The sequence below is a fragment of the Paenibacillus sp. FSL H7-0714 genome (assembly GCF_038003765.1).
In the GTDB taxonomy this organism is placed as follows: domain Bacteria; phylum Bacillota; class Bacilli; order Paenibacillales; family Paenibacillaceae; genus Paenibacillus_AQ.
This window is the reverse complement of record NZ_JBBOPT010000001.1, coordinates 4,887,318-4,902,474: the sequence shown is the minus strand read 5'-3', so window position 1 is coordinate 4,902,474 and position 15,157 is coordinate 4,887,318. Positions and strand designations below refer to the sequence as shown.

The 15,157-nt window shown below is 44.3% G+C and carries 13 protein-coding genes; 9 read left to right on the top strand and 4 right to left on the bottom strand.

Annotated elements, in window-relative coordinates; genetic code table 11:
- Positions 1 to 125: 125 nt before the first annotated feature.
- From parE to NST34_RS21900, 3 genes are all read left to right on the top strand, one after another.
- Positions 126 to 2,108: a DNA topoisomerase IV subunit B gene (gene parE, locus NST34_RS21910; RefSeq protein ID WP_042190046.1), complete on the top strand. Its 1,983-nt coding sequence runs from the start codon at positions 126 to 128 to the stop codon at positions 2,106 to 2,108.
- Positions 2,109 to 2,362: 254 nt separating this feature from the next.
- Complete coding sequence (gene gyrA / locus NST34_RS21905; RefSeq protein WP_042190043.1) at positions 2,363 to 4,804, top strand: DNA gyrase subunit A; 2,442 nt, start codon at positions 2,363 to 2,365, stop codon at positions 4,802 to 4,804.
- Positions 4,805 to 5,007: 203 nt separating this feature from the next.
- Positions 5,008 to 5,439, top strand: coding sequence for a MarR family winged helix-turn-helix transcriptional regulator (locus tag NST34_RS21900; RefSeq protein ID WP_076284605.1), 432 nt, complete (start codon positions 5,008 to 5,010; stop codon positions 5,437 to 5,439).
- Positions 5,440 to 5,483: 44 nt separating this feature from the next.
- On the opposite strand, the gene NST34_RS21895 is transcribed toward NST34_RS21900, so the two are convergent.
- A complete protein-coding gene (locus NST34_RS21895; RefSeq protein ID WP_231573316.1) occupies positions 5,484 to 6,230 on the bottom strand; it encodes an RluA family pseudouridine synthase in 747 nt (248 codons plus the stop codon).
- A gap of 3 nt (positions 6,231 to 6,233) precedes the next feature.
- The gene (locus tag NST34_RS21890; RefSeq protein WP_341128774.1) at positions 6,234 to 7,097 is read right to left on the bottom strand and encodes a class I SAM-dependent methyltransferase; all 864 of its coding nucleotides are present in this window, start codon (positions 7,095 to 7,097) and stop codon (positions 6,234 to 6,236) included.
- 228 nt (positions 7,098 to 7,325) lie between these two features.
- Here NST34_RS21890 and NST34_RS21885 point away from each other — a divergent pair, with 228 nt between their 5' ends.
- The 4 genes from NST34_RS21885 to NST34_RS21870 all read left to right on the top strand — a co-directional run bounded on the left by NST34_RS21885 (position 7,326) and on the right by NST34_RS21870 (position 10,047).
- On the top strand, positions 7,326 to 8,186 hold the full coding sequence (locus NST34_RS21885) for a helix-turn-helix domain-containing protein (protein ID WP_341128773.1): 861 nt from the start codon (positions 7,326 to 7,328) through the stop codon (positions 8,184 to 8,186).
- A gap of 92 nt (positions 8,187 to 8,278) precedes the next feature.
- Positions 8,279 to 8,644: a VOC family protein gene (locus NST34_RS21880; RefSeq protein WP_042190035.1), complete on the top strand. Its 366-nt coding sequence runs from the start codon at positions 8,279 to 8,281 to the stop codon at positions 8,642 to 8,644.
- Between the two features lie 169 nt (positions 8,645 to 8,813).
- Complete coding sequence (locus tag NST34_RS21875) at positions 8,814 to 9,266, top strand: flavodoxin (RefSeq protein ID WP_042190032.1); 453 nt, start codon at positions 8,814 to 8,816, stop codon at positions 9,264 to 9,266.
- Between the two features lie 25 nt (positions 9,267 to 9,291).
- On the top strand, positions 9,292 to 10,047 hold the full coding sequence (locus NST34_RS21870) for a hypothetical protein (protein WP_341128772.1): 756 nt from the start codon (positions 9,292 to 9,294) through the stop codon (positions 10,045 to 10,047).
- Between the two features lie 78 nt (positions 10,048 to 10,125).
- Here the strand turns inward: NST34_RS21870 and NST34_RS21865 are convergent, their stop codons facing one another.
- Complete coding sequence (locus NST34_RS21865) at positions 10,126 to 10,971, bottom strand: GNAT family N-acetyltransferase (RefSeq protein ID WP_076284608.1); 846 nt, start codon at positions 10,969 to 10,971, stop codon at positions 10,126 to 10,128.
- Between the two features lie 89 nt (positions 10,972 to 11,060).
- On the bottom strand, positions 11,061 to 11,348 hold the full coding sequence (locus NST34_RS21860) for a GNAT family N-acetyltransferase (RefSeq protein ID WP_340971471.1): 288 nt from the start codon (positions 11,346 to 11,348) through the stop codon (positions 11,061 to 11,063).
- An 883-nt stretch (positions 11,349 to 12,231) separates the two neighbouring features.
- Between NST34_RS21860 and NST34_RS21855 the strand changes: the two genes are divergently transcribed.
- Positions 12,232 to 13,134 (top strand): ArsR/SmtB family transcription factor, encoded by a 903-nt coding sequence (locus NST34_RS21855; protein WP_341128771.1) that lies wholly within the window; start codon positions 12,232 to 12,234, stop codon positions 13,132 to 13,134.
- A 235-nt stretch (positions 13,135 to 13,369) separates the two neighbouring features.
- The gene (locus NST34_RS21850) at positions 13,370 to 15,118 is read left to right on the top strand and encodes an ABC transporter substrate-binding protein (RefSeq protein WP_341128770.1); all 1,749 of its coding nucleotides are present in this window, start codon (positions 13,370 to 13,372) and stop codon (positions 15,116 to 15,118) included.
- Positions 15,119 to 15,157 lie beyond the last annotated feature (39 nt).

Genomic DNA, 15,157 nt, shown 5'->3' with positions numbered 1-15,157 from the left:
ATAAGAAAGTATAAGTTTTGCATTTATACTGTATGTCTTATATTTCTCGCTTAAAGGCTTACCGTCTTTATAAGGACGCCGAAGGCGTTAATGCTTGAGTATAGAGAAAAGAAGGAGGAGCATGAATGCTCGAACAGATCGATATGTTTGCTGAAGTTTCTAATAACGGCGAGAATAGCCGTACTGGATACGATGCTGACGACATTCAAGTGCTCGAAGGTCTGGTTGCAGTACGCAAACGACCTGGCATGTATATCGGCAGTACAAGTTCTTCGGGACTACATCATCTAGTATGGGAAATTGTAGATAATGCTGTGGATGAGCATTTAGCCAAGTATTGTACGAAGATTGACTTACTGCTTCGCAAAGATGGCTCAGTAACGGTGACGGACAACGGTCGTGGGATTCCAACTGGAATGCATAAGACAGGAGTGCCAACGCCGCAAGTTGTATTTACAATTTTGCATGCAGGCGGTAAATTCGGAGGATCTGGTTACAAGAAATCAGGCGGTTTGCATGGCGTAGGGGCTTCAGTAACGAATGCTTTGTCTGAATGGCTTGAAGTAGAGATTTATCGTGAAGGCAAAATCCATCGTCAACGTTTTGAATATTGGGTGGACAAGAAGGGGAAAGAGCATGTTGGCGAACCTGTAACGGGCCTTGAAATTCTGGGCAACACTAACAAAACCGGTTCGAAAATTACTTTTAAACCGGATATTCGCGTCTTTCCAAATGGAATTGCCCTGAATTATGATACGCTGGCAGAGCGAGTACAGGAGATTGCTTTTCTGAATTCCGGTCTGCGTATTACGCTGCATGATGAGCGGAGCAATCGTCAGGACGAGTTCTTTTACGAGGGTGGAGCAAGCCAATTCGTACAGTTCCTAAATGAGGGCAAGGATGTTCTACATGATGTTATTCACTTCAGCGCTGAAAAGGACGATATCGAAGTGGAAGTAGCCCTTCAGTACAATGGAGGCTATACAGAAACCTTGGCTTCCTTCGTTAACTCCATTCCTACTCGTAGCGGCGGTACTCATGAGACAGGCTTTAAGACCGCGTATACTCGTGTGTTGAATGATTATGCCCGACGTACACAGCTGCTTAAAGAAAAGGATAAGAATTTAGAAGGAAATGATTTGCGCGAAGGTATGATGGCTGTCATTAGTGTCAAAATGTCCGAGGTTGAATTTGTTGGACAGACGAAGGATCAGCTTGGTAGTGCTTCTGCTCGTAGTGCAGTAGACTATATCGTATCTGAGAATATGGCTCGTTTCCTGGAAGAAAACCCACAGGTAGCACAGAGCCTTCTGAAAAAATCAATTCAGGCCTCGAAGGCTCGGGAAGCGGCTCGCAAAGCCCGCGATGAGATCCGTACAGGTAAGAAACGTAGCGAGAGCTCGAATCTTGGCGGAAAATTATCACCTGCGCAGTCTAAGGACGTTACACGAACTGAGCTGTTTATCGTAGAAGGTGATTCAGCTGGTGGCTCAGCGAAGCAAGGCCGTGATTCAAAGATTCAGGCGATCTTGCCGCTAAAAGGGAAACCGATGAATCCGGAAAAAGCCAAGCTGCTGGATATCCTGAAGAACGATGAATATAAAGCGATCATTTCCACGATTGGTGCAGGAATTGGTCCGGATTTTACCGTCGAAGACAGCAATTATTCCAAAATTATCATTATGACCGATGCGGATACAGATGGAGCGCATATTCAGGTGCTGCTGCTGACATTTTTCTATCGTTATATGAAGCCGTTAATAGATGCCGGAAAGGTTTTCATTGCCCAGCCTCCGCTTTATAAGCTGACCCGCAAAACGGGCAAGCTGGAAACCGTAAGGTATGCATGGAGTGATGAAGAACTGCAAAATTACTTAAAGGAATTCGGCAAAAACTTCGAGCTTCAGCGTTATAAAGGATTGGGTGAGATGAACCCTGATCAGCTGTGGGAAACAACGATGAATCCAGAATCGCGTACACTGCTTCAGGTGCAGATTGAGGATGCTGCTAAGGCTGAGCGTCGTGTTTCTACACTGATGGGTGATAAAGTCGATCCACGTAAACGCTGGATTGTTGAGAATGTCGATTTCACTGAAATTGTAGAGTAGTTGCAGTTAGTAGTGCTGCAAGTGACGAATACTTCCACTGTTTTTAATTTTTTGGTGATAGGCAAACGGAGTGGCGGAATCGTTCTGGAGGAGCGTTAGCGTTCGCCTTTGTTTCCGGATTTTACCCGCTAACAGCGGTATAATCAAAAAATCTGGAAACAACAGCGACCGGAAGAATGATCCGCAAAGCGAAGTGAAAGAATATCACCAATCTTTAAGAAAGTGGACAGATTGAGGAACAGAAGGTGAGCCAAGTGAGTAGTTTATCAGAACAATTTTTGCCGGCTTTTCTGGAAGAGGTCGTCGGTGACCGCTTTGGTCGGTATTCCAAATATATTATTCAGGACCGGGCGATTCCCGATGTCCGCGATGGACTTAAGCCTGTACAACGCCGTATTCTTTATGCGATGTACGACTCTGGCAACACGCCTGACAAGCCGTACCGCAAGTCGGCCAAAACCGTCGGGGATGTAATGGGTAATTACCATCCACATGGTGACTCCTCGATTTACGACGGTATGGTTCGTATGGCACAGCCATGGAAGATGGGGCATGTTCTTGTTGACGGTCATGGCAACTGGGGCTCGATGGACGATGACCCAGCTGCGGCAATGCGTTATACAGAAGCACGCTTATCTCCGATTGCAATGGAGATGATGCGTGATATCGAGAAGCGGACGGTGCTGTTTAAGGACAACTTTGACAATACAGCCAAAGAGCCTGTGGTTGTTCCTTCCCGGTATCCGAATCTACTCGTAAACGGCACGAGTGGGATTTCCGCAGGCTTTGCCACTGAGATTCCGCCACATAACCTACGTGAGGTTATTGATGCTTGTATCGCAGTGATGCAGAAGCCGGATATTGAACTTGAAGATATCATGACCTTTATGAAAGGTCCGGATTTCCCTACAGGCGGCACTATTATGGGCGGAGACGGCATCATGGATGCTTACCGCACTGGTAAAGGCCGTATTTATTTACGCTCCAAGACTGAGATTGAAAATATGCGTGGAGGCAAGCAACAAATCGTAATTACGGAAGTTCCATTCCAGATTGTAAAATCACGACTAGTTACCTCCATGGAGAATATTCGATTAGAGAAGAAAATCGATGGCATTGCTGAAGTTCGTGATGAGAGTGGACGAGAAGGACTTCGGATTGTAGTTGAACTCAAGAAAGAAGCGGATGCCCAAGGCGTTTTGGCGTATCTGCTCAAAAAAACCGATCTTCAAATCACCTATAACTTCAATATGGTGGCGATTGTCAACAAGGCTCCGCAACAGCTTGGTCTTAAAGCCATCTTGGAGGCTTATATCGCGCATCAGCGTGAAGTAGTGACTCATCGCACCCAATTTGATCTGGAACGCGCAGAAGACCGTGCTCATGTCTTAGAGGGCTTGGTTAAGGCACTGAATATTCTGGATGAGGTCATCGCTGCCATCAAAGCATCGAAGAACCGTCAGGATGCTCAGAACAATCTCGTGTGGATGTTCGGGTTCAGTGAACGTCAAGCGGATTCTATTCTTACCTTACAATTGTATCGTCTGACGAATTTGGAGATTACTTCACTCCAAAAAGAATTGGATGAAATGATGGCAAAGATTACACATCTGCGTGGCATTTTGGAAAGTGACAAGAAGCTCGTAGCTGTAATCCGTAAGGAATTGCTGGAGATCCGCGACAAATACGGGATCGATCGCCGTTCGCTGATCCAAGGCGAAGTTGAGGAGCTTAAGGTTAGCCTTGAAGCGCTGGTCAACGCAGAGGATGTGTTAGTAGCACTTTCCGCTGACGGTTATATTAAGCGTACAAGTATGCTTTCCTTTACCCGCTCTGGTGGGGAACGTCATACATCAGGCGTTAAAGAAGGCGATCATATCGTTAAGCTGCTCGATGTGAATACCCGTGACAGTCTGCTGGTATTTACGCGCAAGGGGCAGTACTTCTTACTTCCTGTTCACCAGATTCCAGAGTTTAAATGGAAAGAACCTGGTACTGCGATTGTTAACGTTATCGGATTGTCTAAAGGGGATGGAATCATTAGCGTGATTCCGGTCAATAATCTTGATGATCCGCAGCAAAGCCTCGTGTTTATCACCCGCAGAGGTCAGGTTAAGCGTACAGAGCTCAAGGAATATTCTACAAGCCGCTCTGGAGCCGTAGCAGCCTGTAAGGTAGCAGACGGTGATGAGATCATTACAGTGGCTACTAGTACGAATGACAAGGACATTGTACTCGTGACTCGTGAGGGAATGAGTATTAGATTCCATGAGAATGAAGTTAATCCTATGGGCCGTGTTGCATCCGGTGTAAGAGGCATTCAGCTTCGTGAGGGCGATGAGGTGATTTCTTGCTTCTGGGTCAGTGAAGATGAAGGTGAGATCCTTTCTATCTCCGATATCGGATATGCGAAACGTTCATTACTAGTGGATTATCCATCTCAAAGCCGCGGTGGCAAAGGGATGCCAACCTTTGAATTTAAGGAAGGCAAGCGAGTACGACCAAATGGCAGTAAATTGGCAGGGGCTTTCTATTGCAGAGAACCGCTGGAACTTAATGCAATTACACGGGAGAATGCACATCACACGTTCTCTTCTGAATCTGCACCACTCGGAGAGCGTCGTTCTACAGGCAAACAGATTGTTCCTGTGGAGAAAAAGGATGAGATTGTTAATCTTTTCCCGGCAGTTAAGTAAAATAAACTAGTAATAAACAGATTTGTTAAAATAACTTATCAAGGTGCTTAGTCAATTCTTCTTGAGAACTGACTAAGTGCCTTTTTTAATTTTCCCGCTTATCAGTTTAGAAGATTTATTTTTCTTCTTTTGCAGGAAATGGAATTTGTTTCGCGAAAATGTAGTTATACCGGATAGAACCGCAAGGAAAGGAAGGAATCAGTGTGCACGCTTCTGAATTCAGTAAAATTTGGCATAAAATTTTAAAAGATTACAAACTACATATGGACAGTAATCTTGCCCCATCGCTAACGGATGCCCAACTCACAGTACTTGAACTGCTTCAGGAACGTGATGCCATGAAGCCTTCTGATCTGGCTCCACATCTGGCGACCAGTCCTGCAGCGGTTACTATGTTACTTGATCGGATGGAGAAAAATGGGCTTATCATTCGGGAGAGAGATGCTGCGGATCGCCGTATTGTATGGGTGAGTATAACGGAAATTGGAACGCAGGAGACTGTACGTGGTTTGAAGATCCGCAGTGATTTTTTTGCAGAAGCGCTTGATCCGATATCCTCTCATAACCAACAGCTACTACTCTATTTAATGGGCAAAATGGTTGTTACAACTGCACCGGAAGGTTCTACACCATGAATATATACAACAACTCTTTATTTCAAAAAAAAGAAGGCCATCCATTAACGGATAGCCTTCTTTTGTAATTCCTTGGACCATAAATCCCATGGATGGGTTTGCGGAGGCAGGGAAATAAGTTCTACTTCTTCTTTAGTAACTGGGTGGGGAAAGCCTACAAGTGCAGACCACAGTGCAATTTGCTGTCCAGGTCTGTTCACCGAAGCCCCATACTTCTGATCACCGTATAAGGGGCAGCCGATGGAGCTAAGCTGCACTCGAATTTGATGTGAACGACCGGTAAGTAAATCGATCTTGAGCAGGCTGTAACCCTCAGCGCTGCCAAGTACTGTGTAATCCAGAATGGCTTCCTTACCGCCGGGTGTTCCTTTCCGGACTACAGTGACGGTATTGCTCTTGGCGTCTTTAAGCAGCGTATCGGTAAGACGGCCATGAGATGCTGGTGGTTTACCGTGCACGACCGTTAAGTACACCTTATGAAAGCTGTGAGTTCTGACACACTCGGATAGTCTTGAGGCTGCTTTTGATGTCTTGGCAAAGATCATTGCACCCCCAACCGGACGATCCAGGCGGTGGACTAGCCCCATATAGACGTTGCCAGGCTTGTTAAAGCGTTCCTTCACATCTTCTTTGAGCAGGTTGAGCAGATCAGGATCTCCAGTAGCATCCTCCTGAACAGGAATATTCACGGGCTTCACTATGCCTAGAAGATGATTATCTTCGTATAACACTTCAAAGCGCTTCGACATTCCGTCCAGCGGCTCGTTGCTGCCAGATAAATGCTGTGTCATGGCTTACGCCTCCCAGCGTCCCAGAATACCGCATGGCAGGTTCATGCCGGAGGAAGTGATCGGAAGACCGATTTCACCGGAGGTGAGCTTCCCACCATAACGTTTACCCATGGTCATCGACAACATATTACGTAGGACAGTTGGAGAAATCCCAGTGGTGTATGAATTGATTAGCATAAACAAAGGTTTGTCGCTCATAATTTGCATACAGCTCTCAAGGAAAGGATATAAGCTGGATTCCAGCTTCCACATTTCTCCGCCAGGTCCTCTTCCATAGGAAGGCGGGTCCATTATAATCGCATCATACTTACTACCACGACGTTGTTCACGTTGTACGAATTTGAATACGTCATCCGTGATGTAGCGAACTGGACGATCACCCAGGCCGGACAGCTGGACATTTTCTTTGGCCCATTGCACCATTCCTTTGGCTGCATCCACGTGAACAACAGAAGCGCCGGCACTTGCTGCGGCTACAGTAGCTCCACCAGTGTAAGCAAATAGATTCAGTACAGAGATCGGACGGTTAGCAGCCGAAATCTTGTCCATCATCCAGCTCCAGTTGGCCGCTTGTTCAGGAAATAACCCTGTATGCTTAAAATTTGTAGGACGTAAATGGAATTTTAATTTTCCGTAACTAATTTTCCAATCATCCGGAATTGTTTTCTTCATTTCCCATTGTCCACCACCCGCTGAGGAACGGTGATAATGACCGTGTACATCACGCCATTTCGCTGTCTCATTGGAGAGTGGCCAAATAATTTGTGGATCCGGACGGCGCAGGATAATGTCACCCCAACGTTCAAGCTTCTCTCCACCGCCAGTGTCAATTACTTCATAGTCTTTCCAGTCGCTAGCTATATACATTTTTTAATCCATCCTTCAAAAATTCATTTAGCCTTTATTGTACATCATTTCACCATATAGCTACAAACAAAATACGCACAAGCTCAACACTCTACTTATTTTATCCAATGAAGATTATGTGTATAATATTTCCATGCTCACAGCTATTATTCTGGCAGATCAAGCAATGATTGTGTATGATCAGATATCAGAGTCTTTACAATATTTATGATCGGAGAATAGCAGCTTATGTTCAATCTCGCGCCTCTATATTTCCCGATAACTGCAAATCCAGTACAAACTAGTGAATTTCTACCCAGTCAAGCTTTGCAGCCATATATTCGCTGTTTCTGGGGCTCTGTCACACCGCGTATTCCTACAGAGGCATCCGTTCACGTAGTGGACAAGGCATCTGGTTACGAACCTCGAATGGAAACAATTATTCCAGATACATGCATGGACATTATTTGGAATCTGAATGAATCGACAGGCTTAACAACTACCGTTTTTTCCGGCATCAATGATGCTCCTTTTGAAGTCCCTTCAGACAGAGGGGAAGGTATGATCTCAACCTTTGGTATCCGATTTCATTTCTGGGCCGTTCATTTTTTTGCAGATGACCATCTCCGGGATGTCCTGAATGCATTTGTAGATGTGGACCAATACTTTTGTGCTTTTAAAAAAGAGCTAGGACTTCTGCTGGAACAAGCAAATTCTATGAATGATAGGATAGTGGCAGCTGAGGCTTATCTTTTTCAGCGTCTTGAGCGTGGTGGACGGACTAATGATCGGATGATGAATGCAATTTATACCCTAATTAAACAAAAGGGTGTGGTAACAGCTGAGGATTTGGAAACCAGCTCTAATCTAAGCCGACGCCAACTCGAAAGACTTTTTCAAGAATACATAGGTGTATCACCTAAAAAAACAGCTGACCTTGTGCGATTTCAGAATGTATGGCGGGAAATGTATCAACTGCCTGTGCAGACGAAGAATATGCAGGATCTTATTTTTACGTATGGATTCAGCCACCAGCCTCATTTTATAAACAGTTTCAAGAAATATGCAGGAAGAACACCACTTGAGGCTTTAGTCTATGCGGGCAGATAAATGTCGCAATTTTGCAATACAAAGGGTGCTAGCCTTGTTAAACTCAAGTAAGAAATGGGCACTATGATGATGAGAATGAAAGGGGACAAATTATGATTTCGTCTTTTGAAGGTACTAACATCTACACTAAGGATACTGCTGCGTTGGCTGCATTTTATTCGGAGGTGCTAGGGATTCCAATTCCGTTCGAAGGCTACGGCAATTTTGATGGCGCAAAGATTGGATTCGACAAGAAGCAGCCTGGAATCATCATTTGGGATGAGACGAAATGGGAAAAGCTCACGACTGGCTTTGTTAATTTAGTATTCAGCTGTGATAATCTCGATGAGACGTACGAGCAGTTAAAGGCTAAGGGACTGGATTGTCAGCCACCGGTTACGATGGCGTATGGCGGGAAAGAAATGAATTTCCGCGATCCAGATGGTAATCACATTACCTTGCTCGAAGGAGCATACTAAATAATTTTGAACAAAAAAGGGATTGAACGCAAACATCAACCGTGTGAATAAACGGGAGTTTGCGTTTTTTTTATTTTATTCATTTGACAATGATAATCATTATCAAATAGAATGAGGGTGAAGCACACATCATTTAAATTTTATGTTTAGTAATGGGAGGAACAGAAAGATGACTAAAGTGCTAGTGGCATACGCCAGTCTAACTGGAAACACTGAGGAAATGGCTGAATTGATTGTAGAGGGAATACGCCAAGCAGGCGGTGAAGCCGTTTTGAAATCGGTCACTGAATGTAACGCGGTTGAGATAAATTCATATGAAGGCGTTCTGTTAGGAGCATACACTTGGGGAGATGGTGAGCTGCCTGATGAAGCTCTTGATTTCTATGAGGAGATGGATGAGCTTGATTTGACCGCTATGAAATCAGCAGTTTTTGGCAGTGGAGACACAGGTTACGCGATTTATTGTGGAGCCGTGGACTTATTCGTGGAGAAGTTAAAGGAACGTGGAGCTGTGATATTACAGGATAGTCTTAAGATTGAATATGGCCCGAACGCTGCTGAAAAAGAAGCTTGCCGTCAATTCGGTCGTCAATTTATCGAAGCTTGTATGGTGGCATCATAGGATGGGCGGGCCAGCGGGAAGTTGGATGAAGAAACAAGTGAATTTACATACGCCTCCATATAAACGACTGCATGATTATCGAGTGGAGCACATTATGCTTGGAGGGGCCGAGAATTTATCAAGCGGAGCTCTAGCGACCGGGCTCCCACGCTGGCGCCAGCAGGTTCAATATGCTGTAGGGCATACACTTAACGACTTTTATAGTTTGCTGCCTGAAGTTCGAAGGGAGACACCGATACAATTTCTGTTAGAGCGTCGTTGGCCACCTAGGGGGGATGCTTTTCCTTCATTACTGCAATATTGGGATATCAAGACGAGTATAGCGGATGAACTAATGCGTATCGTTTCGACCAATCATTTACTGGAAATTCCGGTAATGCTATACGAGCAGTGGTATGTGCCAGTCCCGGAGCTGAGCTTGGAGCTTTCGATGATTACTCAATTAGCTTGGAATTCTACTCAGAATGGTCGAAGCCTGAACATTCAGAAATTTATGGTGAATGGCAATGAGGATACTATTGCGGGCTTTTTGCATATGACAAACGTCTTTTGTTATGCGGCTTACGGTGAACCTGCGGAGACCGTGGAAATCTACTCCTTGCTAGAGGGTCGTAAATACTCTTACAAGGGAAATGCAGTCCCGTATAAGGAGTCTTTGGATTATGTTCGATTGTTATCTGTATTTCTGGAGCAGGAAGTGCACGCTGATGGCTCATTAAACTGTAGCGACCGTAGAAATGATAGAGGCGAAGCTAATGTTGGAGGCTTTGGGCTCATGTGATTACTCCTAATAATAAAATAAGGCCTCCTGCTCTACAGGCGAGAACGCCCATTAGGCAGGAGGCTTTAATTCTATGGATTAGCCGATATAACGGTAATAATCCTGTTTATTCTGAATGATAAAGCCACAGCTTTCATATAGCTTAAGCGCATTGGGATTATCTAGAGCGACCTCGAGATTAATTCCATTATAGTTTTTACGTTCTCGTTCGATCGTTTGAAGAAGTGCACTTCGTCCAATGCCTAGCCCACGTAGCTTCTTGCTGACAGTAAATCCATAAATCCAGGTTTCATTATCTTCGGTCCACAGCCGCATTTTACCAACAGGTTGTCCGTCCATTTCGATCATAATATGTTCTTGCAGGCCTTCCTGTTTCTGCAGGTCATAGAGTTCGGCAGCATCTTCAGTCTTTATGTCAAAGCCTCCACAATCCAGCTCAACGAGAATTGGGGCTTCGTCTTCACGAGCAGGGCGTAAGATCACAGTCCCTGTGGCTGAGCTTGCTTCAGAAGAAGCAACCGAATTTCCGCCCCATTTCATTTGGTATTCCGCGTGATTAAACTCTAGTGGTAGCGTTTGAAGGAATGCTACACCAGATGATGAGGCAGCAGGAGCGTTTAGAAGTAGGGTATCAACATTGCCTCGTTTGATAATAGTTTGCGCTCGGTTCCACAGTGAGGTGAAGATGCCCCGTCGGCGGTAGCCTGGTCGAACCATGCCACAGACCTCCATATCGCTTCCAAATCCATAAAGTCCTAAGAAGCCGACGAGTAAATCATCTTCATAAGTCACGAGCCATTCCGTATCTCCTACGCTTGATGGCTGACGAAGCATGTCCCAATTCAATTTCAGTGAAATTCCATCATATTGCTCACAGCGTTCTTGTAATTCTTCTATATTTCTCAAAGTATCAGTAGTAGTCAAACCCGTTTCCTCCTAAAGTGTATTTGAACTAAGTGTATTAGTTCGAATAGGTTAATAAAGCTTCACGGAAACGGGAACGGAGATCAGTCTCACTCGCCTGTGTTCCCGCTCAGCACGTCCTTATACTCCGGATGCTTCTCAAATTGATGAGCTGCATAGGAGCACACAGGAACAATTTTCAAATTTTCATTTCGAGCCTTATCTACAACAGCCCGTACAAGTTCTTCACCGGTACCTTGACCGCGCAGTTCCTCAGAGACACGAGTGTGGTCAATGACCAATTCCCCAGCATCTTTATCCAAACTGTATGTGATCTCGGCAAGGTCCTTACCGTCATTCGCAACAAAAAAACGTCCTGTTCCAGTTTGAATTTGCATCTTATGGCTTCACTCCTAAAATGTTATTGCCTATATTTTACTACCACGATTTGCAAAAAGCGAGGAACGAAGCAGATTGATTGCTCGCCCTGGACGTTTGATGGCGTTCCATAGATGGATTTATCGAGGAAGTTAGGATTATTGCTGTGAATGATGCGCTCATGTTACTAAAGGCAGTTGCTTTGTAATGTTTGTTCTGCAAGTAGTTTGGCTTTGCGGAATGGGGATAGGAGGCAGAGGTGATGGAGTGACTTTTGGCGAGCCGAGAAGGTGGAAGGGGTTGGATTTCTGGACAACCTAGTGTGCTGGATACGCAAGCCGGCCCAGACATTCCCGGCACTCTGACGCAGGAACATCCAGGACAGCCGGACTCATGGGAATCCTTGAGACCTCAGCGTGGCCAAAATTCCTGTTATCATAATCATCCACTGGAGCTTTCGGACTCAGATGACGTTAATTGCAAATTTTTAGCCGTTTGAGTAAAGTTTCGGACTCCATTGCAACTATTCCTTAGGAAAAAGCACAAATTAGGCGATTTCTATGCCAATAGCGCCTATGGAGTCCGATAGAACCCCAAATTGGGGGGAATACTGCTTATAAGGTCCACTGTGCCCGATAGCAACTTCGTGAGGGTATGTGTTCACCGATGGAGCCGAACTGTAATGTCCTGCTGCATATGAGTAGCAATTCCCTTTTAGACTCTCGCAATCTCAAAATCAAAGTGAGATGCAAATAAATTCTGCATTCAAACAGTAGTCAAGCAGCAGTCAATGAATTTTTATACACTCCCGTTTATAAAGTAGCTTGCGTATTCTCAGGATAATACAATAAGATTAAGAGAATATCTCACTACTGAAAAGAACCGCTAGCAGGAGGAATCATTGTGGAATACAAAGTTGAGGTTGAATTTGGATCGATTTATGAGTTGTTGAATAGCTTACATACTTATCTATGCAAAAAATCCTATAAGAAGATTGACCTAGGGGTAGTGTGGGTTACTGAAATTGAAAGCACCCTAAGTGAGGAACTATTATCCCGTCTGAAGGAAACTGAACTAAACAATGAATGGAAAATGTTGAATCTGCTCATTTACTGTTGTCCATTCAAGGATGATGTAGACAGTGTATTGAACTGGATTGAAGGGTTAACAGTTGGCGAGTTATATGAGACCTTATCAAAATATGTAAAGGTATTTCCAAGCCATATGGAGGATTACCGTAATCGCGTAGTATTTTTACTCTCCGAATGGAACCGCCAGTACTTTAGTCAATGCAATCCTGCGATTCTAAGCAAATTACAACAGCATACGGATTTGAAGAACATGGAGCTTAATGCACTGGAAACTGCTGATTTTGTGAACAAAACGACCAACGGATTCTATTTCATGCCTACTGATGGGTTTAAGAAGCTTGTATTAATTCCACAGTATCATTTTCAGCCTGCTAATATCATCTATTGCTATGGTGAATTAACAATCTGTCATTATGCGGCCTGGATTTCGATGGAGAACGAGGAAATTTCACCTTTTATGTATAGAGCCATTCGTAGTCTGGGTGAAAAAAGCCGTCTGAAAATTCTCCATGCTCTTAGCGGTGGTCGCAAAACATTCACCGAAATTGTTAAGCATGCGGGAATCTCGAAGGGGATTGTTCACGATCATATTTTTAATCTTCGTTGTGCAGGTTTGCTTCATGCCTATATTGAAGGGGAGAATGTCACCGGATATAGTCTACGCCTGGAAGGCATTCATCGGATGAATGAGCAGCTATTTGAGTATTTAAAATAATCATTTCACAAAAAAAATATAACCATCTAAAAGTCAGAATTCTCTTATGCAGAGAGGGTTTTGGCTTTTTTTAGTTGTCTTAATTTTCATTTGATTCTGTTTATAGAGAATTTTTTTAAAGTTCTCTCTTTACAGAACTCGAAAACCTTTCTATAATGAACATCAGAAGTTATTCATACTTAACAGGTAGGAATTATAGTTATTATTCTATTAGAGAGAAAAGGGAGATAGGTACATGAGAAAAAATGCGATTGTAATCACTTCATTACTGCTTACGGGTTCACTGTTACTTTCTGCTTGCGCTAACAACAGTAATAACGAATCCTCGTCTGGTAACAACGCGGCTGCAGGGTCCAATTCAACCAATGTGGAAGCAACAACTCCGGCAGAGACTGTTCCTGCGGGTGCGCTAAGCGAGCCTTTTACCGCAACCGATTTGTCCAAACTTCCAGCAGTTGCACAGAAACGTACAGACACCATTATCGTAGGGTTAACGGACCCAAGCGGAGCTTTTACTCCGTATTTTCAGCAAAGTGGTTATGATGGCAATGTATCCTCACTGCTATACGCTTCTCTCGTAACTGTAGACGATAAAGGCGTTCCAACACCGGAGCTTGCAGAGAGCTGGGATGTTTCGGATGATCAGCTTACATACACGTTCCACTTGAGAAAAGATCTGAAATTCAGCGACGGTTCACCATTGACAGCAGATGACGTGGCTTTTACTTGGACGATCCAATACGACAAATCGTATGACGGTAGCTCCCAGCTTCCATCACTAAATGTTAAAGGCGGCAAAGCCTATAAAGATGGTTCTGCTACAGCAATAGAAGGGATAAAAGTGATTGATCCACAGACGGTCTCAGTGACACTTGAGCAACCAAACGCAACAGCGCTGGTACAGCTCGGCTCGAATGTTCTGTCGAAAGCTTACTATGGCAAGGACTATAAATTTGGAGATCTTGAATACATCAAGAAGCTGCATGAGAAGCCACTTGGAGATGGACCTTACAAGCTGGAGAAATTTATTCCGGGGCAAGAAGTGCGTTTTGTAGCGAATGAGAATTATTTCAAAGGTAAACCAAAGACGGAGCATTTCATTTATAAAACTACGGAAGGCGATGTATGGCAGTTCGTAGAAACAGGTGAGGTAGACTACGCTTCTTTTAGTGCGACAGACGAGAATATCGAGAAGCTGAAAGCGCTCGGTTTTGTGAATATTATTCCTTACACTCCAAGTACCTATGGTTATTTGCAAGTCAATCTGAAGCATGAACAGCTCAAGGATAAGCTTGTACGTCAAGCCATTGTGTACGGTCTGGATCGTCAGAGTATTTATGTAGATGCAGCGCAAGGTGCAGGCTCAATTGCCAACATCCCGGCATCGCCGATTTCCTGGTCTTACACTGAGGAAGGCATTAATCCTTACAAATATGATCCGGAAAAAGCAAAACAATTACTCGATGAAGCTGGCTGGACGGTAGGCGCGGGGGGGATCCGTGAAAAAGATGGCAAACCGCTGTCCATCCATTACCTTGGTTCGAAGAGTAAAAACACAGATATTTTCATCGCTGTAGCTAAAGAGAATTTTGAAGCGCTGGGTATCGAATTCCAGCCTGAGGTTTTCGCAGACTTTAACTCACTGGTATCGAAAGTAGAAGGTGGGGACTACGATCTCGTATCCTTCTCCACAAGCATGTTGACTGATCCGTCTGACGGGTTCATGCAATTCTTCGATGGAGAAATCACGGATTATGACAATCCGAAATTCCTGGAGCTGTACAACAAAGCCTTGGCCACTACTGATATTGAGGCACGCAAAGCGGTATATAAAGAGTTGTATCAGCTTTTCAATGATGAACTGCCTATTATTTTCACAAGTTATAAAAAGACGGTATACGCCTATAACGGACGTATTGAGAATCTCTCGGTCAGCCCGTTCATCGGTCTTGCTGGCAGTCTGCCAACTTGGAGCCTGAAATAAATAAACCAGTGTCCCCTGCCCTGACTGGATTCAAGGACA